19 protein-coding genes are annotated in these 19,166 nt (G+C 41.1%); 12 read left to right on the top strand and 7 right to left on the bottom strand.

What is annotated here, in order from left to right; all coding sequences use genetic code 11:
• Nucleotides 1-5 precede the first annotated feature (5 nt).
• The 3 genes from N480_RS03815 to N480_RS03805 all read right to left on the bottom strand — a co-directional run bounded on the left by N480_RS03815 (nucleotide 6) and on the right by N480_RS03805 (nucleotide 2,225).
• Nucleotides 6-380, bottom strand: coding sequence for a hypothetical protein (locus tag N480_RS03815; RefSeq protein WP_063371191.1), 375 nt, complete (start codon nucleotides 378-380; stop codon nucleotides 6-8).
• 433 nt (nucleotides 381-813) lie between these two features.
• On the bottom strand, nucleotides 814-1,269 hold the full coding sequence (locus N480_RS03810) for an NfeD family protein (protein WP_063371190.1): 456 nt from the start codon (nucleotides 1,267-1,269) through the stop codon (nucleotides 814-816).
• Nucleotides 1,270-1,271: 2 nt separating this feature from the next.
• Nucleotides 1,272-2,225, bottom strand: a complete 954-nt coding sequence (locus tag N480_RS03805) for a slipin family protein (protein WP_063371189.1) — start codon at nucleotides 2,223-2,225, stop codon at nucleotides 1,272-1,274.
• Between the two features lie 231 nt (nucleotides 2,226-2,456).
• Here N480_RS03805 and N480_RS03800 point away from each other — a divergent pair, with 231 nt between their 5' ends.
• A complete protein-coding gene (locus N480_RS03800; protein WP_063371188.1) occupies nucleotides 2,457-3,077 on the top strand; it encodes a class I SAM-dependent methyltransferase in 621 nt (206 codons plus the stop codon).
• Between the two features lie 34 nt (nucleotides 3,078-3,111).
• Here the strand turns inward: N480_RS03800 and nudB are convergent, their stop codons facing one another.
• Nucleotides 3,112-3,540, bottom strand: a complete 429-nt coding sequence (nudB, locus tag N480_RS03795; protein ID WP_063371187.1) for a dihydroneopterin triphosphate diphosphatase — start codon at nucleotides 3,538-3,540, stop codon at nucleotides 3,112-3,114.
• Between the two features lie 716 nt (nucleotides 3,541-4,256).
• Between nudB and N480_RS03790 the strand changes: the two genes are divergently transcribed.
• The gene (locus N480_RS03790; protein WP_063371186.1) at nucleotides 4,257-5,303 is read left to right on the top strand and encodes a tetratricopeptide repeat protein; all 1,047 of its coding nucleotides are present in this window, start codon (nucleotides 4,257-4,259) and stop codon (nucleotides 5,301-5,303) included.
• Between the two features lie 74 nt (nucleotides 5,304-5,377).
• Nucleotides 5,378-7,264, top strand: a complete 1,887-nt coding sequence (locus N480_RS03785; protein WP_063371185.1) for a M6 family metalloprotease domain-containing protein — start codon at nucleotides 5,378-5,380, stop codon at nucleotides 7,262-7,264.
• Here the strand turns inward: N480_RS03785 and N480_RS25880 are convergent.
• Nucleotides 7,247-7,375 (bottom strand): hypothetical protein, encoded by a 129-nt coding sequence (locus N480_RS25880; RefSeq protein WP_269200924.1) that lies wholly within the window; start codon nucleotides 7,373-7,375, stop codon nucleotides 7,247-7,249. The genes N480_RS03785 and N480_RS25880 overlap by 18 nt on opposite strands.
• Before the next feature lie 225 nt (nucleotides 7,376-7,600).
• Between N480_RS25880 and N480_RS03780 the strand changes: the two genes are divergently transcribed.
• The 7 genes from N480_RS03780 to N480_RS03750 all read left to right on the top strand — a co-directional run bounded on the left by N480_RS03780 (nucleotide 7,601) and on the right by N480_RS03750 (nucleotide 16,664).
• Nucleotides 7,601-8,614, top strand: coding sequence for an SDR family oxidoreductase (locus N480_RS03780; RefSeq protein ID WP_063371184.1), 1,014 nt, complete (start codon nucleotides 7,601-7,603; stop codon nucleotides 8,612-8,614).
• A 1-nt stretch (nucleotide 8,615) separates the two neighbouring features.
• On the top strand, nucleotides 8,616-9,839 hold the full coding sequence (locus N480_RS03775; RefSeq protein WP_196761442.1) for an aspartate aminotransferase family protein: 1,224 nt from the start codon (nucleotides 8,616-8,618) through the stop codon (nucleotides 9,837-9,839).
• 9 nt (nucleotides 9,840-9,848) lie between these two features.
• Nucleotides 9,849-10,295 carry a type II toxin-antitoxin system RatA family toxin gene (locus tag N480_RS03770; protein ID WP_063371182.1) on the top strand — a complete coding sequence of 149 codons (447 nt, stop codon included), beginning with the start codon at nucleotides 9,849-9,851 and terminating at the stop codon, nucleotides 10,293-10,295.
• Nucleotides 10,292-11,407 (top strand): acyl-CoA dehydrogenase family protein, encoded by a 1,116-nt coding sequence (locus tag N480_RS03765; RefSeq protein WP_063371181.1) that lies wholly within the window; start codon nucleotides 10,292-10,294, stop codon nucleotides 11,405-11,407. The genes N480_RS03770 and N480_RS03765 overlap by 4 nt, the downstream gene beginning before the upstream one ends.
• The gene (locus N480_RS03760) at nucleotides 11,407-12,258 is read left to right on the top strand and encodes a formyltransferase family protein (protein WP_063371180.1); all 852 of its coding nucleotides are present in this window, start codon (nucleotides 11,407-11,409) and stop codon (nucleotides 12,256-12,258) included. The genes N480_RS03765 and N480_RS03760 overlap by 1 nt, the downstream gene beginning before the upstream one ends.
• 243 nt (nucleotides 12,259-12,501) lie before the next feature.
• Nucleotides 12,502-13,575 (top strand): efflux RND transporter periplasmic adaptor subunit, encoded by a 1,074-nt coding sequence (locus N480_RS03755; protein WP_063371179.1) that lies wholly within the window; start codon nucleotides 12,502-12,504, stop codon nucleotides 13,573-13,575.
• On the top strand, nucleotides 13,572-16,664 hold the full coding sequence (locus tag N480_RS03750) for an efflux RND transporter permease subunit (RefSeq protein ID WP_063371178.1): 3,093 nt from the start codon (nucleotides 13,572-13,574) through the stop codon (nucleotides 16,662-16,664). The genes N480_RS03755 and N480_RS03750 overlap by 4 nt, the downstream gene beginning before the upstream one ends.
• 318 nt (nucleotides 16,665-16,982) lie before the next feature.
• Here N480_RS03750 and N480_RS03745 read toward each other — a convergent pair whose 3' ends face one another.
• Together N480_RS03745 and N480_RS03740 are read right to left on the bottom strand one after the other, a co-directional pair.
• A complete protein-coding gene (locus N480_RS03745; RefSeq protein WP_063371177.1) occupies nucleotides 16,983-17,162 on the bottom strand; it encodes a hypothetical protein in 180 nt (59 codons plus the stop codon).
• A gap of 71 nt (nucleotides 17,163-17,233) precedes the next feature.
• Nucleotides 17,234-17,623 carry a helix-turn-helix domain-containing protein gene (locus N480_RS03740; RefSeq protein ID WP_063371176.1) on the bottom strand — a complete coding sequence of 130 codons (390 nt, stop codon included), beginning with the start codon at nucleotides 17,621-17,623 and terminating at the stop codon, nucleotides 17,234-17,236.
• A gap of 152 nt (nucleotides 17,624-17,775) precedes the next feature.
• Between N480_RS03740 and tmpT the strand changes: the two genes are divergently transcribed.
• Together tmpT and N480_RS03730 are read left to right on the top strand one after the other, a co-directional pair.
• Nucleotides 17,776-18,420: a thiopurine S-methyltransferase gene (gene tmpT / locus N480_RS03735; RefSeq protein ID WP_063371175.1), complete on the top strand. Its 645-nt coding sequence runs from the start codon at nucleotides 17,776-17,778 to the stop codon at nucleotides 18,418-18,420.
• A gap of 175 nt (nucleotides 18,421-18,595) precedes the next feature.
• Nucleotides 18,596-19,159 carry a hypothetical protein gene (locus N480_RS03730; RefSeq protein WP_063371174.1) on the top strand — a complete coding sequence of 188 codons (564 nt, stop codon included), beginning with the start codon at nucleotides 18,596-18,598 and terminating at the stop codon, nucleotides 19,157-19,159.
• The last annotated feature ends 7 nt before the right edge of the window (nucleotides 19,160-19,166 follow it).

Genomic DNA, 19,166 nt, shown 5'->3' with positions numbered 1-19,166 from the left:
GGTAATTACCGCTTTGCTTCATGCTTTGATGAATTGTCCACATAAACACTAGAACAAGTACCGCCGGATAAACCAATGATCAAATATGAATCAGAGGTGGCTCCGCGTAGCTGCTCTTTTTTGGTTTGATCACTTGTTGTACAGGTTTTAATTGCACCTGAAGAATTCTTAGCAAATACCAGCACAAGATTACCGTAGTCAGATATTGATAAGATTTGACGAGTGTCACTTGAATTTCTAGCTGAACCAAATGAACCTTTAATCGTGGTGTTTGAAACTTCTACATTACCAGTTTGTTTGTATCCTGCTTGTGCAGATAAAGAAGCTGCGCAAATTACAGCGCTCGCGAATAGTTTTGTAGCTATAGATGTCAATTTCATAATTACTTTTTCCTTAAAATATAATGTCGATTTGACGACTGTTAATGTAACCAAACTCAATCAGTGTTACAAATAATTATCAATGAATTAATTTAAATTTAAAATATGTAACTTTTTGATTGGCAGCAACGTCGAGAGGTTACTGAGTAAATCCATATCTTCTCTTTGCTTTATGACACCTAAACGTCAAAGTTTATAAATTATTCTGATTATTGACCGCGATAATTTTAATGAGTGATGTACTTGTTGGTGTTAAAAGTCATTGAACAAAGCCGGGTAAGGGAGTGCGGTACAAATTTACTAGAGGCATTCAATAAACCAAATTACATCTTATCATTTATACGAATTCTGATAGGGAGGCGGTGTGTAAGGATCGAGCGATTTATCGCTCGATCCATTTCAATATAACGTGATTATAAAGCTTAGTTAGTTGTTACTCTGATTTTTCAACCCACAGCACGCCAACAGACTTTTCAATCACCTTGACGTGTGTGCCTTTCGGCATGTCCGATTTACTTTTTACTTGCCATTCAATACCCGAGTATTGGTAGTAAACTTGGCTATCGGCATTTAGGTCTTGCTCTAATGTAAACTGGAGATCGGCAAAATCGCTATTGACTGACTTTGACTCTTGCTGCTCTTGCATACTTTTTAAAGGCTTCCACAAAAATATTGCCAGTAAAGTGGTTATCAAGGCATTGATCCAAAGCGCATTGAGTAACGTCGGTTCGAAAACCTCAAAGTGCATGAATGTACCACTGATAATTAAAGATAAACCCAAGAAAAATAGTACAAAAGTGGCAAAGCCCAACACTATAACTTCAACACATAGCGCTATGAGCCCTACGACTATAAGCGTTTGAGGTAAATTGCTAGATAAAAGCTCCATATTTAGCTACTTTTTTTACTATTTAAAGTGTTAATGATAGACATACCCTGTGCAACCAGCGAGCTGGCATCTGTGGCATTATCTGGCAGCAAAACAACGGATGATTCTTTTGCAATTGCTTCTTTCGCTAAAATAGCCTTCGTGGCGAGGTCTAGTTGAATGGCTTTTTGACCTTCGTCTGTGTTGGCAGCTTCACCAACTTTTCTCAGTGCATCAGCCTGTGCTTCGGCAACCGCGATGATGGCTTTTGCTTCACCCTCTGCTTTAAGGATTTGTTCGGCTTTTTCTGCTTCTGCTGCTAATACTTGTGCCTGCTTTTTACCTTCTGCGACATTAATTGCTGCTTGTCTATCACCTTCAGATTCAAGGATTTGTGCACGTTTCACACGCTCTGCTTTCATTTGTGCTTCCATGGCCTCCATCACAGAGTTTGGCGGCACAATGTCTTTAATTTCATAACGCAATACCTGAATGCCCCAAGGATCTGACGCTGCATTGATGGCTGCTACGATATTGGTATTAAGAAGATCTCTTTCTTCAAAAGTCTTATCCAGCTCCATTTTACCTAGCTCGCTTCTCATGGTCGTTTGCGCAAGCTGTGTCACGGCAAATACATAGTCATCGACTCCATATGTGGCTTTATACGGGTCTAGCACTCTGAAATATAAAACACCATCAACGACAAGAGAAATATTGTCTCTAGTAATAGCTGATTGAGAAGGGACATCTGTGGCTTGTTCTTTTAAACTTCGGTCGGCTGCTACACGATCGATAAAAGGGATGATGAAGTTAAGACCTGCTTCTTTGGTCGACTGGTATTTTCCAAATCGCTCAATTATCCAAGCTCTATTTTGGGGTACAAATTTAATTGAACCTCTTAAAATAACAATCACAAAGATTAATAGTATGGCTTCTACTGAAAGGAGTAGCTCTAAAATAGTGGATACTGGGTCCATGTTAATAATTTCCATTTAGTTCTTCCGAATGCATAACATAACACGTTGTGTATAAAAGTAGAACGAAGTAGGGCGAAGAACACCAATTGATGGAGTAATTTGTACTAATATAGCTAATAATCAGTGAAGTTGTTCATCATGAAACTAGGGTATTTATCTGTCATATTATTGTTATCCTAATTACCTATCATGCGTACAGTGGGCAAACCTAAAAAAGGAATCATTGGCACTATGGCAACGCAATATTATGAAATCAATGCGTTGGAGCTGGCAAAAATATACCAGTCTCACTGTTTTGAATCTTTACACGCGAATTGGCTAACACATCTAGAGCCTTTCCTATCTATTAAAGGAATGACCTTCCTTGATATCGGTGCCGGCGCAGGCCGAGATGCAAAGTTTATTGTAGAAAATGGTCAGCAACCCAAGGTCGTAGCAGTTGAACCAGTAAGCTCCTTAAATCGACTCGGGCAGGCATATACAAGAGATTTATCAATTGATTGGTATAGAGACCAATTACCATGCTTGTACACGGTAAAAAAACACTACGAACAGTTTGACGTGATCTTAGTAAGCTCTGTGTTTAACTACTTAGATGAACATGCCAGTATTCAGGCTCTGTTGACGATACGTAATTTGCTCAAGCCAAAGGGCCTATTCATCGTTAAATTGCGCCACTGTAATGACAATGCAGAGTTAAAGAAGCGAGGACTAGTCAATATTGAGGCGGTTAAACTAACTGAAATGGCAAAAAATGCTGATTTAGTTTGTGAAGAAATAACGGTAAGCGAGGCTGATGCCCAAGGCCGCCATCATACAACTTGGCAAACGATACTATTTAGGCCAATTTAAGCTGTACTCGCTAGGCGTGGCTTAGCACGCCTAGTTAGATCGCTAATATTTCTTTACGGTTACTCTCTGACCACACTTTCTTAGCTGCGTCACTTTGAGTTAGCCATACAAAGTCGGTGTGCTCGTCTGCGCAGAGCCGGACTACAGTGTGATTGGGTACACATATACTGAAAACGTGCTCGGTATTTATCGTTGCGCCTTCAACATACCGGTGCCGCCATTGTGGTCGAATTTCATAATGGTTTTCAGTGTTATGTTGTTTGATTTCTAGTTTCAGTGCTTTAGCGTCAATCCCTGTTTCTTCTTTGAGCTCTCTGTAAGCTGTGTCTATGGATAATTCACCGCTATCTATTCCACCCGTTACCGATTGCCAAAATTCACTGTCGTCTTTTCTTTGCAACAACAAGAATTGCTTTTCTTCATTATAAATAACAACAAGCACTGAAGCTGGTTGGCGTAGCATAGTCCAATCCTGATGATTTCTTGAATACAAATATAGTGTACCAAATTGGTACGAAAGCGTGGGGTATTTTGATTAGTTCGAAAAGAAATAAATTAAACGCGGAACGTCAGGCAAAAAAAAGGCAGGCAAAACGCCTGCCCAATCTCCAAAAGCAACAATCTGTGCCAAGGAAATACCCAATAAACCAACATCCTTATTAGTAAGCTCTACTTCTCGGGAGTTCTAGGAGGCACTTAAAACTAAGTGTAGTCTCCAAAGGAACGACATCATCGTACACTTATGTTTTTTATTTGTAAACATATTTAGGGTAAAAAAATTCACATGTAATCTAAATGTATAGTATGTGTACAGGTTTGTTTGTTTTATGTATTTATTCATATCTCATATTTAAACTGTAATATATACAGACATATATGGAATTTTGAGATCCACTCCTTAGTTAGTTTTCGAAAAAGGGGTTTTACATTGCATTTCTTAATTGCTTGAAAATTAGAGTATTTAAAAAGCATGTTGATTTGATCTCGAAACTTTAGGATGAGGTGAACCTCGTTAAATGTTAAATAAATGTATCTGCTTGTATTGGTGGGTATTGACGTTCAAGCGTATGGCTTAGTGGTTAGCGATAATGCTTCGAATATAAAAATCCCCTTGGATTAGCTTGGAATAAGTGGCTTTGTATACCATGCTTAATCGGGAGTTAGAAAGATTTTAATGATATGCTAGTCGCGATTTGGTTATCAGTCACAGTGGCTTTGTCGCCAAGTGAAATGTTTAAAACATTAAACCAGCTTAAAGAGCTCAACAGGAAAAATCCGTCTGAAGCAGCTGTTTTGTTTCGATCAGTCGATGAACGGTTGCCAAGAAAGCCGAGCCGTGGCCTATACGAACTTTATCGTATTGGACTCGAGTCGGGTGTGCGAGTGCAAGATGCTGAAATTGTTAACGGGATTCTAACTGTGCTGACGTCGAGGCCTTGGCAGAATATAGTTGAGGGCGGTGAGCTTGATATCGTCAGCTCACTCGCGATTTATCACCGTCGTATTCATGATTATAAACACGCTGAACGGCTAAATGAGTGCGCAATTTCTTACGCAACTGATCCCAAAGAATTCGCTAGGGTCGCAAACAACATGGCTGTTGTTTATCGATATAGTGGTCAACTTCCAAAAGCGAGCAAAATCTTAAAGGAATCTTTGTTACTAGCCGATGACAGAGAAATCATTGCAAATATAAAAAACAACCTTGGTAATATTTTCTTTGATCAAAAGAAGTATCGTAATGCACAATTAATGTATAGACGCGCGTTTCGATATCATTCAGAGGTTGGTCAGTCGGTCTATGCCGCAGGCACTGGACTAAACTTGCTCAATACACAAATATTTTTGGGAGATTGGCAAAGTTTTTCAAGATATAAAAGCTCCGTAGCACTGGAAATTAAGGCGAGTAACCAACCTGTGTTTAACGCGTTTTTCATGTGGCAGCAAAGACTATTCGATTTTGTGAAAAACGGGACTCAACCCACTAGCGAAACAATAAATCAATTAATTGATTCGATCCCATTATTGCTGAAGAGTGAATTGGGGCCATCTTTGGAATTATATACAAAGCTGTACAAAAGCCAGTCGCTACAACAAGCGTTGCAAAAGCAGCTTAAGAAAACGCCGAATATCAGAGAGATAGAAAGTCCAACAGGAGCGAGAGTGGAGTTGGATAGATGGTGCTCTTATAATTCAGTCGCGAAGAAGTATTTTTCAGATTATTAAATTTATTTGTATTTGGTTAAAAAAAAGTCAATACTTCAGTTTCCGTATCAGGAAAACTTGTAAAGGAAACTATAATGAAGTTAATGAAATCAATTTTGGCGATTTCTTCGCTGACCATTCCTATGCTTTCACAAGCTGCAATTCCCTATCAAAATGAAGAATATCAGTTCACTCAGCCTAACGGTGAAGTGCTCACGGTGTATTTGAACGGTAACACCTATTACGCTGAACAACGCACAAAGTCAGGCGCGTTATTGGTGTTTGATACAAAGCTGAAAGGGATGGCTTATGCGAAAGTCAGTGATGATGGTACTCACTTAGTGTCAACAGGTGAGCTTGCTTCGGCGCTAAACGCCATACATGCAAATACCGTCAATTCTGTTGCGATCAAGCAGCAAGGCTTGTCAAAGCAAGCGATACAATCCCTTGTTTTACAAAAACAACAAGAATTGATGCCCGCCATTGAAAGTCCACTAATGACACGTATGCAGACAAGTTCAGTGAATACGCAAATTAGCGGCGAAGTGAAGGGACTGACGATAATTATCGACTTCCCAGATGAACGAGGCACAATTACCAAGTCTCAAGTAGAGCGTTTTTTAAATGATAGAACTTATACCGAGTTTGGTAATGCACAGTCGGTTAGAGGCTACTTTTTAGAGGTCTCGGGTGAGAAGCTAGATTATACGAATACGGTGACTGCATATTACACGGCTAAGAAAAACAAAGCGTACTATGCGGATTCGAGTTTAAGTTCTACAGTACGCTCTCAAGAACTTATAAAAGAAGCACTGGATTGGCTTGAGTATCAACAGGGCTTTAACTTCTCTACACTCACTACGAATAGCAGCGGTCAAATTCGTGGTCTTAATATATTCTACGCAGGTAACTCAGACAGTTCTTGGTCTAAGGGGTTGTGGCCACACATGGCTAGATTGAGCCCTAGGTTTTGTGCCGATGGCGTCTGTACTGACCGATATCAGATCACGGACATGCGCGCGAGTTTGTCTATCGGTACCTTTGTTCATGAATCGGGGCACTTAATAACAAACTGGCCGGATCTATATGACTATGATGGCAGCTCAGAAGGGTCTGTTGCGAGTTATGGCGTCATGGGATTTGGTGCGATTGGCGCAACCAATAAATATCGACCTACACCCCCTGTTGCACATTTTAGGGCCATTGCTGGTTGGGATACGGTTACTGAACTCAACCCCGCAGTGAATGCCAATGCGCCTACTGGCCGATTAAGTCACACATCTGGTGACCATACATCATACAAATGGTCAAACCCAAGCAATAGCAACGAAGCGTTTTACATTGAGGCTATCCATAAATCTGGGCAGAACTCAGAGCAACCAGGCCAAGGCTTAGCGATTTGGCATGTTGATAGCAGAGGCAATAACTCAAACGAATGGTACCCGTATATTCAAATGGAACATGCTGATGGCAATCGCGATCCAGAAAACGATCGTAACCGCGGAGATAGCTCTGATCTATATGGTGTTAACGGCGAGTTTAGCAGTGTGCTGCCAAATGCTCTATCTTCTCGAGGTACTAACGCTCTTTGGTGGAATGGCAGCGATTCGGGTTTATCTGTTTCTGGTATTTCAGACCCTGCCAAAACGATATACTTCGACCTTGATTCCTCTGTAGTTGAACCACCAAAAGGTGATGTATATAAAGGGACACTATCAAACAGAGCGCAGCAGATCCAACCTAACGGTAGCTGGTTTCAATATGGTGGTGGTCAGCTTAAATTGGACCTCACAGGCCCAAGTTCTGCTGATTTTGATCTAAAACTTGAGCGCTGGCAGGGGGGGTCTTGGCAGCAAGTTGCTATTTCTGAGACTCCAACATCTGTAGAGTCGATTTCATACAGCGCAACAAGTGGATATTACCGAATCGTCGTTTATTCATATTCTGGAGCTGGCGACTACACGTTAGTTGTGAACAAGTAACCAGACAGAAAGCTCACAATCAAATAGTGGACCTTGATAACGCAGTATGTGGTCCACTTTTAGTGTTGCATTGACACTCAGTAACCAATTTGCATTGTTGAAATTTCCCATCTTATTTTTCTCCCTCATACATAAAATTTGCACTTTTTGTTATTACAACGTTAAAGCAAAAGCTTATACACAATTTTCCGCATTGATCTTAAACGAATTACGAAGGTTAAAATTTAGTAAATTATTTGTTTGATATCAAATTGAAAATCATTATCATTATTACCTGTATAAGGTACTTTTGGTATTTTAAGTGACACTTATACGTCTAATGATTAAGGAGTAATTATGTCTCGTAAATTTTTATTGACTGGCGCGACTGGAGTCGTGGGGCTCTCAATGATAGAGCTTTTATCACCCAATGATGAGATTGTTATTCTAGTTAATCAACGATCTTTCAAAGAGTTACCAGTTGGAGTAAGTCGTCAAATTCAAGGCGATATTCGTAAAGAAAAGTTTGGATTAAGCACAGGTCAAATTGAAGAGTTAAAGAATATTCAGTGTATTGTTCACAGTGCTGCACTGACAGATTTTACCGCTGACCCTCAAGTACTTGCGGAGATTAATGTAGCAGGTTTAAAGCATGCCATTAATTTATCTGAGCAACTCAATGTGCCTTTAATTCATATCAGTACCGCATTTGTGAAGGGGCGTAACGGCCATGATTTTAACAATTATGAGCAAAGTAAACGCGAAGCCGAAGCGTGTCTGAGTGACAACGTAACGGTGATCCGCCCTTCGGTGATAATCGGTGATAGTGTCGCTGGATTGATGCCTAAAAAGCAAGGGATCCACAATATGCTAAAACTGGCAACGAAAGAAGTAATACCAATTGTACCAGGAGACGCCAATACGCTTGTGGATGTAATTCCGCGTGATATTGTCGCAAAATGTATCTTAACTGTCGTAGATAAGAACCTAAAAGGCGAGTTTTGGTTAACAGCAGGAGGGCTGGCAAAAACGCTTGGTGACTTATTAACATTAGGCGAAGACGAAGAATTGAAATCGCTTTATCAAATAGGTTTTAAAGCCCCCAAATTAATGAGTCCAACGACCTTTGAACGACTTGTAAAGCCCGTTTTTATGCCGGCGTTACCCAAACGTTTCAAACGCATGTTTGAGGAAACTTCTATTTATCTTAAATACCTAGATATGTCAGAAGGCTTCCAATCAGATATTACCACTTTGGCTGAAGTCGCAGGTGAAAGTTACCATTATGATATTCGTCATACTTTAGCGAAAAACCTGGTCGCATATGACCATCAACACCCATTAATTGCGGCGCTTGATGGAGAGAGTTAACGTGAGAGCAGAAACGTTAGAATTACTTAAAGCACATAGCAACCGGTCTAAGGCTAGGCTTTCTAGCTTAATGAACTTGCCAATTGAGCAAAGTGCAAAAGGTGCTGAGATTATTGACGAAAACGGTCAAGCCTACTTAGATTTTGGTGGTTTTGGGGTCTTCATATTAGGCCACTGCCACCCCAAAGTTGTGGCGGCTGTGAAGGCACAAGTTGATCGAATGCCTATGAGCTCGCGCACTTTGGTTAATCCTGTACTTGCCAGTGCAAGCAAAAAGCTCGTGGATATTTGCCCAAAAACGCTAGAGTATGCCTTTTTTACCAATTCAGGGGCTGAGTCAACGGAGCTTGCATTGAAGTTGGCTAGAGCAAACGGCTGCGAACATATCATTGCGGTGACCGGCAGTTACCATGGTAAGTCTTTAGGTGCTCTGTCTGTAACGCATCGAGATGAGTTTAGAGCCCCATTTATGCCGCTCTTTAGCAATGTTGAATTTGTTGAAAGAGATAATTTAAGTGCACTTGAGGCCGCTTTTAAAAAATGTGGTGGCAAAGTGGCTTTCATCGCGGAGCCCGTGCAAGGCGAAGGGGGTGTTTACACACTCGATTATGAATTTTTGCATAAAGCCAAGTCTCTTTGCACGCAATCGAAAGGGATATTTATTTGCGATGAGATCCAATCAGGATTAGCCCGAACAGGCTCGATGTGGGCGATTGACAAGTTCGGCATAACACCAGATGTCATGTTGGTGGGGAAAGGCCTAAGTGGTGGTGTAGTACCATGTGCAGCTGTTGTTGCTACCGAAGCTGCCTTTGCGCCTCTAAATCAAGACTTTATGCTTCACTCTAGCACATTTGGTGGGTCGCCCATTGCCCTCGCTGCGGCTGAAGCCACCATTGATGTACTTTTAAATGATCAAGTCTCGGCACGTGCTAAAGTGCTGGGAGAGCGAATTGCAGCTCGGTTAAATCAAATTGCCACCACGTACAACCAATCTCACCAAGAGCAGATCTGCATTCGCGCAGAAGGGCTACTTATCGGGATCGATGTTCAAACACCATCTAGAGCTGGTCAGTTGACATTATCTCTGCTGAGCCAGCACGTTCTAACTAGCCATTCTCTTAGCAATGCATCAACAGTTAGGCTAACGCCATGTGCATTCTTATCTGAACAACAGTTGGCCCATTTATATGATGCATTTGCAAACGCACTAGAAAAAATTTAAGGAAATACCATGAGACAAGTTACTTACACACAAATCGTTGCAGCTTCTGCGCAAGTCGCTTTTGATAAAATCGCGGACTTCAAATCGTTTGAAAGCCATTGCCAAGCGGTTATTTCTGTTGATGTAAAAGAAATTTCACCAAATGAATCTGAGTCAGCTTGGCTTGTACATTTTCATGATGGCAAGATGTCTTGGACTGAGCGAGATATTTTTGATGTAAAAAAACTGACCATAGATTTTACCCAAACAGAAGGCGATGCAGATGTGTTTGAGGGGCGTTGGACGATTGAGGCGATTAATGAATCTGAATCTAAGGTGTCTTTTGATGCGCGCTTTTGCATGGGGATCCCGACACTCGCAGATATTTTAGAGCCCATTGCTGAGTCAGCGATAAAACAGAATGTAGAGCAAATGTTAAGTGAGCTTTTTGCAGCAACTGACAGGGCGGTGGCATGAGCATTTATAAGCAAGCGCAACAGTTGTTACAAGATACTTTGCCCGTGTTAGCTGATTACTTGCAAGAAACGCCTTTTCACGTTTTGGAAGGGAAGCAAAGTGACGCCATTGAAGTGTTTCGTAAATCTGGAGGCATTGCGACGCTTGTTAAAGAAAAGTATGGCGGCAATGGACTAACAGCGTGGGAGGGCGTGCTATTGCAGCTGGCAATAGGTGGTGCGTCGCCATCACTTGCCATTGCAGCTGGGATGCATCAGTTTTCAATCGCGACTTTGCAAGAAATGGCCAAAATTGGCAATGGTTTGGAATCATTGATGCTGGAGGGAATTTCTCGCTCTAGCTTGTTGGTTTCTTCTGCGTTTAGTGAAGGTCAAATTTCTAAGAGTATTTTGAAAAGCCAAATCAAGGCCAAAGAAGTAGACAAAGGTTACCTTATATCTGGTGTGAAAAAGCCGTGTAGCTTGGCATATTGCATGGACTTGTTAACGGCCAGTGTTCAGGTGGAACCTAAGCAAGGATTACCCTATTTCGCAGTGGCTATGATCCATAAGGCCACTGAAGGAATTTCTGTTGAAAAGTTTTGGCAAGCTCCCTTTCTACAGGCGAGCCAAAGTGAAGCTGTCATACTCGATAATGTATTTGTGCCGCATTCAATGATAGTCAACGTAGATGAGAAGTCAGCCTACCAATCACATATTGCAGGCTTTGTGTGGTTTGAGTTGATCACCTGCGCATCATATCTTGGTATGGTTTACGGCTTGGTCGCTCGTGCTTGTGAGGAGGATCGTTTGAAAGGGGATGACAAAGCACGTGCGTACATCAAGTTAGAAGCGAGTGCACTATCGCTTAAGGCGGTTGCTGGGGAGATGGATAATCAAACTCAGGATACGTTAGCGCAGATTTTGGCGGTACGTTATCAGCTACAGGATGTACTCGCACAAGTCACGCAGAGCACATTAAGTTTAGTCGGAGGCATAAATTACATTAATGAAGGTTACTTTGGCACTATTGCTCAGATTGTGCATGCATTTAATTTTCATCCACCGGCAAAGCAGGCGATGTATGCCCCTTTAAACCAGTATTTTAGTGGTGAAAAGTTGGAGATGGTGTAATGCGTCTAGCGCTGTGCAATATCGAAAATATGGCAACTCAGCCGGCTGTTTTACAGGTGATTGAAAACCATAAAGACACGATTTCTCTGGTGATCACAAGTGATCCTTATTCGCCGAGAAATGGTGGCTTTTTAAGGCAAGCGTACCAAAACATGCTTCGTCGTGGTTATAGATTTACTGAATACCTATTTGTGAAAATGGTGTTCTTAAATGTGCTTAGACCGCTACTTAAGTTATTTGGTGTGCAAGTATTGCCGAGTATTAAACAGCGCTGTAACGAGCTTGGAATTAGCCATATTCATGTAAAAGATATCAATGCAAATGAGGTTGTAGAACTGCTTAAAAGTAAAGAAATCGACTTACTGACGATTTACTACTTTGACCAGATACTACATTCGGAAGTGATCGCGGCACCGAGTAAAGGGATTGTGAACTTTCACCCCGCATATTTACCGAGTTGCCGGGGCTTATTTCCTATCATGTTTAGTTATTTGTATAACGAACAAAAATACGGAATATCAGCGCACTGGATAGAAAACACGGAGATCGATGCGGGGCCAATCATTGAGCAGCAGCAAATTGAAGTATCACATGCTAGTTGCTTGTTAGATATAGATAGGCAAGTAAGTAACTTTTTGCCGACCTTGTACGCACGTGTGATAAGTAAAATCGCATGTGGCGAAGGTGTTGCTGCGGCACAAAAGCATGACGGGAGCTACTATTCCTATCCAAACAAATTACACTTAAAAATGCTGAGTAAATCACTAAAAATGGTCAACTGGAGGTGGGCACTTGAAGCGACATCAAATCGTTCATGCACGGAACATTCGAGTAGTCAGATTGAAAAGTGAAATAATTTTAAGTCTTATTTATAGATATTTGTAGTATATAAATTACACGGAGTTACAATAAAAACTAGGGTATTTATTCTAGGCTTAAGTTACGTCTAGATAAGGAGTGGGCTGAGAAAATTAGTCCACTTTATTCATGTAAATACCCTATTTGGAAAGTTGCAAAAGGTGAGATAGGGCCAAATACAAACTTTTGGCTGGTTACAGAAGTATAAAGGGTAAAGAAGATCGCAAGGAAATTGTATGAAAGTGTTTTTGAGTTTGATACTACTAGTTAACTCAATGTGGGTGCTGGCAGATGGGAGCGGTGATACCCAAAGTAAGGGATTGCCTGTGGCTGCATACAGCCTACAACAGGCCAAAGGCTTTTTTCAAACAAGACAGGTAACCGGGCAAGTAGTTAAACGCCAAGAGGCGGAAATTGGCTTTGAATTTAATGGGGTTATTGCTTCGTTTTATGTTGATCAGGGCGACACTATCAAACGTGGTCAAGTGTTGGCAAAACAAGACACTCAGTTACTTGAAATAGAAAAGCTGGAGTTGCTGGCTAATTTAGACAAAGTTAGAGCACAGCTGACCTTGGCGGAGCAAGATAGTGAAAGGTTACTTAAATTGAGTAAATCTAACTATTCGGCACAGCAGCAGCTAGATCAAAATAGATCTCAAATCGCGGTTTTAAAGGCTGAGCAGCAAGTTTTAAAGGTCAAACTTAAAGGGATGGATGTACGTTTGGATAAAGCCCAATTAAAGGCGCCATTTGACGGCGTGGTGGCTTCAAGGGAGATCTCGGTAGGAGAAATAGTGGGGCCGAGTCAAATCGCTATTCGAGTTTTGGAGCAAGGAAACTCCGAAGTCAGAATCGGCGTACCACAGGGCTTACTAGCCAATATTCAAGAAATTATGCCAGTAAACATAGGAGGCCGTGTTTATAACGCCATTAAACGTTCCGGCGGGACTAATTTAGATCCTGTTTCGAGAACACTGCAATTGCGATTTTCACTACCACATGAAGCACAAGTTTACTCAGGTCAAATGGCATTAATGACCATTTCTAAAAGGCAAGACAAAGCGGGTTATTGGATCCCAATGAGTGCGTTAACCAATGGTACTCGCGGAACTTGGCAGGTTTATCAAATTGTATCTGGGCATCTCAAGCCAACCGCAGTCGAGCTGTTACATAGTGATGGCCAATATGCGTATATTGATGGTGATTTGCAAAGTGGCGTGTCTATTTTAGCAAATGGTACCCATAAAGTAGCAGCAAATATAAAAGTCGATATTGTACAATCGGTGGCAACCCGAGGTGAGCAAAGATGATCTCATATTTGCTTAACAATGCTAGATTTCAAGCGCTGCTTGTGGCGTTGTTGTTGGTATCTGGGTTTGCTGCATTGAACAGCCTGCCGAGAACTGAAGATCCACGCATTAATAATCGCTTTGCTTTTGTGACCACATATTTACCCGGCGCATCTGCTGCGCGTGTTGAGGCACAAGTTACAGAAAAGATAGAGCAAAAATTAAAGCAACAGTCAGAAATTAAAACCCTTGTAGCAATGTCCCGCTCTGGAATTTCAGTACTCAGTATTGAGCTAGGTGATGATGTCACCAATAGCTTGCCTGTGTGGTCAAGGCTACGAGATTTATTAGATGATGTGCAGATTGAGTTACCGCAGGAAGCTTCTGCACCACTTTTAGAAGATGACAGAGGTTATGCGTACACCAAAATAGTGGCCTTAACTATCGAGCCAGACAATAGCAGCGCGCTTTCACTGCAGCAGGCCAAACAAGTGGCTGTGAATCGCTATACTAAAGAGCTACGTAACCGCCTGCGAAACCACAGTGGCGTTGAAGTCGTCCATTTATTTGGTGTCGCGGACGAGGAAATCAGAATAACACTTGACCCCGCAAAGCTAAAACTGGCGGGGCTTTCTTTTGAGCAAGTCGCACAAGCCGTAAAAAATGCTGATGCGAAAGTCGCAGCTGGCATGTTGAGCAACCAACAAATTCAAATGCAAGTTGAACTGAGTGGTGAGTTTACATCAATTCAGCGGATTTCAGCGATTCCAATTCAAAGTGACGCGAACTTTGGTCAAGTCCTGCTACACGATATTGCGACGATAGAGCGCACTTTAGCGGACCCTCAACCTGAGATAGCATGGATAGATGGTATGCCTGGCGCATATTTAGGTATCAGAATGCTGCCAGATGTGCGTATAGATAAGTTTTCGAATGACATTGACAAGGTGCTCACGCAGTTTAAACAAACCTTGCCTAATAACATTCAACTGCATAGCTTGTTTGACCAAAAAGGATATACAGAGGAGCGGTTGGGTGGGCTACTCAACAATATACTAGTTGGTTTTGGACTCATACTGGCCGTTTTATTTTTGACCTTGGGGCTGCGTGCGGCACTGATTGTCGGCTTGGCGCTGCCGCTTACCGTCATGTTTACGTTGGCGTGTATGAATATTTATGGATTACCAATCCATCAAATATCTGTTACAGGGCTTGTGGTTGCGCTGGGAATTATGGTCGATAACGCCATTGTGATTACCGATGCGGTGCAAAGGTTTCGTCAGCAAGGTATGAGTGCGTTACAGGCAGTCACAAAAGCCGTTAATCACTTTTGGATGCCGTTACTTAGCTCGACCTTAACCACTATTTTAGCATTCATGCCAATAGTATTAATGCCCGGCCCGTCTGGTGAGTTTGTGGGAGGAATTGCCCTGAGTGTTATTTTTGCATTAATAGGCTCTTATTTGATTTCACATACTTTGATAGCGGTGTTTGCGGGAAAGTATGTTTTGGTCGAGGGAAGAAAAGACAACGGATTAGTAGCCCAAGGGCTTTCTATTGCAAAATTGAGTTTATGGTTTGAAAGAGTTTTAAAGCGCTCTTTAAAAAAGCCGCTAATGACGATAACTTTGGTGATGATTTTACCTGTATTAGGCTTTATTTCAGCAGGTCAGCTAACCGAACAGTTTTTCCCACCGGCTGACAGAGATATGTTCCATATTGAGGTTCGTCTGTCAGATAACGTTAGTATTCAAGCGACCAAAACTTTAGTTGAGAAAATGGACAAACACATTCTCAAGCACGAGGGTATTGAAAGGCTTGATTGGATGGTGGGGCGCAACATTCCTATTTTTTACTACAACTTATTACAACGCGACAAAGGTGCTCGAAACTACGCGCAAGCAATGGTTAAGGTAACGAACTTTGAGCGCGCCAATGAGCTGATTAAAACCTTGCAATACGAGCTGGACAGAGCGTTTCCTGAGGCACAAACATTAGTCAGGAAATTGGAACAGGGGCCGCCATTCAATGCACCTATTGAAATTCGAATTTTTGGCCCTGAACTTGATAAATTGGCGGAGATAGGGCAGCAGGTAAAACAAACTGTGATCGCGCATCAAGATGTAACACACACCCGAACGACGTTGCAATCAGGCGCTGCGAAAGTAGAAGTGCTTGCATTAGAATCCCAGTTAACTCATGCAGGGGCTCAGGCGCAAAGAGTAGCTGCCCAACTACAAGCGCAATCTCAGGGCGTTGGCGTAGCAAGTATCCTAGAAGGGACAGAGACGGTTCCTGTTAGAGTCAGATTTGGTGATCATTATCGTGCTGATTTAGATGGCTTAGCAGATGTAGAGGTGATGGGAAGTCAGCCGTTGTTACTGTCTGCTTTTGCAACCAGCAGGATAGTACCAGAACAGAGCACGATACACCGTCGAAACGGCGAACGCCTGAACGTTGTTGAGGCTTTTCTACGTACAGATGTTTTGCCAGCTAAAGTACTCAAAGACATCCAACAGCAACTCGAACAGTCAAAACTCTCATTACCAGTAGGTTATCGTTTGGAAATAGGAGGGGAGTCACAACAACGAGATCAAGCGGTAGGGAGTTTGCTCGGCAAGGTTGGGGTCATTTTTGTGCTGCTTATTACTGTATTAGTTCTAACATTCAATTCATTTACAACGACTGGCTTGATTTTGATTACCGCTTTTCAATCAGCAATGCTTGGTATATTAAGCGTTTATATTGCAGGGCACCCTTTTGGTTTTACCGTAATCATTGGTTTGCTTGGACTTATGGGGCTTGCGATAAACGCTGCTATCGTGATTTTATCTGAATTACGCGCTAATAACGCCACCACGACTGATGAGATTGTGACAGCTGTAATGACTTGTGCAAGACATATTACTTCAACAACCATTACGACCGTTGGCGGATTCTTACCTTTAATCTTGGCTGGTGGAAGCTTTTGGCCACCCTTTGCAATTGCAATTGCAGGAGGAACGGTATTGACAACTGTGCTGTCTTTTTTCTTTGTACCGAGTTGCTATTGGATGATGAAAAAGCACAAAAGTTGTGCAGCTTTTAATAAATTGACGAGTACAAATTAACCAGAATAAATACGATAATAAACACAGACTTATTTTATATTAGAGTTAATAAAATAATTGATAAATTCATTTTCTTTGCATATTTAAAAACTAAGCTTGCTCAAAAATAAAGCGACTAAAGCTTTTATATTCTTCCAAGCAAGCTGAGCCACAAGGATGTGGCTTATTTAACTAAGCAAAATTAACTAGTGATTTATAAAATATCCTAGAGAATAGTTATAGACTTTGATTGTGATAAATTAGAGTGAAAACAAGTGCCCCATACCACCAGCGATTTGGGGCACTCATTCCAGGGAGTTAAATCATATATATTTGAAGTTAATAAGGATTTGGGCAAGTTCGCGCTTGAACATGTGTAAACCAAGGGCAACCTTGATCGATGCGTGTAGCTGGAAATGCTGGAACACCGCCGCCGACGTTTGGAGTCTGAAAAATAGGCAGTTGTTTACTCTGAACAGAAAGAGACTTAATTGACTTTTTATTTATCTTTAATTTCATATTCATATCCTTATTTAAACTTACGTAATAAACTTAACACAAATTTTAATTTTATCAATGAAATCTTTTTATTAACTGTTACTACTAATCGCTAATTTCATTAATCTTCTAAAGTTTTTACAATCTAAATGATTTGAGTGCGGGCAATTCGCCGCCTTTTGCAAGCCACTCTGTACTGCTTGAAGTTGCTTGATTTTAGTTTCTATTTCTTGAGACTTTGTTAATAACCGTTCTCTACTAATGTTTACGCCTTCGTCGGTGAAGATTGAGGCTATTTCATCCAGTGAAAACCCCGCTAGTTGTCCGAGCGCTATAATTGATAATTGTTCGATAATATCGTTTGAGTAGTAACGGCGAATGCCATTTCTGCCTGCTGGTTGAATTAACCCTTTAGATTCATAGTAGCGCAAAGCTGAAGCGTTAATTCCAGTCATTTTTGTAACTTGCCCAATGTCTAGCATATTGCATACCTGCTCTAAATGTGTGTCATATGCTATTTACCTTGGCACATAAACTCAGCATTGTTAAGCGTATAAATAATGTGATTTAAGCTTGACTTAAAGTCAGCTTTAAGTAGTAAGCTGCCCGTGTATTTTTAGTCAAAGGTGAAATTATGAAAGCGTCTTTTTGGTTCGAAAAGTGGCAAACTCGTGAAATAGCGTTTCATGAAGGGAAAGTTAATAAATTACTTGAAAAACATATTGATGCACTGAATTTAGAGGTGGGTTCTCATGTTTTTGTTCCGCTGTGTGGCAAAACGAAAGACATCGCTTGGCTACTGCATAAAGGGTATAAAGTGACTGGAGCGGAACTGAGCCCAGAAGCAGTCATTGAGCTTTTTGAAGAGTTACAAATAGAGCCTTTGGTGGAAAGCCTTGATGGATATGATGTTTATAAAAGTACCAATTTAACAGTTTACGTTGGCGACTATTTTAACTTAACCGACGCGCACATTCACAATATTGATGCGGTATATGACAGAGCTGCATTTATTGCGATGCCAGCATCTATGCTAGGTCAATACAGCAGCAAATTGATAGCGCTTTCTCAAAGTGCACCGCAGTTACTTGTGGGGTATAGCTACGATCAGAAATTGATATCAGGCCCCCCATTTTCGATAGACAACGATACAATCGCTGAGTACTACAAGTCGACTTACAGTATCGAGCACCTTGATTCTATTGATTCAGGAGAAAAAATTAAAGGTGTTGCCCCGGCGTTAGAGGGCTGCTGGTTGCTGCGTCCTAATAAAAAATAGACGACTGCGCATGAAATGGAATTCATGCAGGCGTGAGTTTATTGTAATTTGAAATTAAAATTATTTTTAGTTGATGGTGTGTTAATTACCTTTTTTAGTTAAAATTGGGCAATAATTAAAAATGAACCCTAAGAGATACATCTTAAGGTAAGTATTGCTTCTTGGTAGGTATTTAGTGCAGTCCGTAGTTGAGTTTTATGCAAATGTTGCCTACATAGCCGTTGATGTTGTTTTAATCTTGTCCGCTGTTTATATCGTATTCAGAGTCAAAGAAACCGGTGTTCGTGTGTTTTTTAATCGCGGATATAAACTAAAGGGTAAACGCGAGCATGATTTTATATCTTGGTGTTTCACACTGCTTGTATACACACTGTTTAACTATATCGATACGATAATTACGGGGCTCGTTATATCACTTGAGACAGACTATCTGCTTCGCAGAAAGTTGTTTTACTTGAGTAAGATTTTCTTTTTCATTCTGTTGTATATGTCGCTGTATGCATTACATATGATGAGAGGGTGTTCGTTTTCAGCCGTAACACGAGGTGCCTATTACCTTGGGTTAATCCCTATTACGTTGTACATGGTTCAATTGATTTCACGAGGTTATTATGATGTCAACGTCATAACCTCTGTGAACTTTAGGTTTTTGATAAGCCTCTATGCAACGATTAGCTGTGTTTTATTTATATCTTACCCTGTAAAATCGTTGTATCAGAGATATCAAAAAGAGAATTAATTATTTA

The organism is Pseudoalteromonas luteoviolacea S2607, assembly GCF_001625575.1.
Taxonomy (GTDB): Bacteria; Pseudomonadota; Gammaproteobacteria; order Enterobacterales; family Alteromonadaceae; genus Pseudoalteromonas; species Pseudoalteromonas luteoviolacea_E.
Note: the sequence above shows the minus strand (reverse complement) of the source record. Positions and strands in the feature narration are given on the sequence as shown.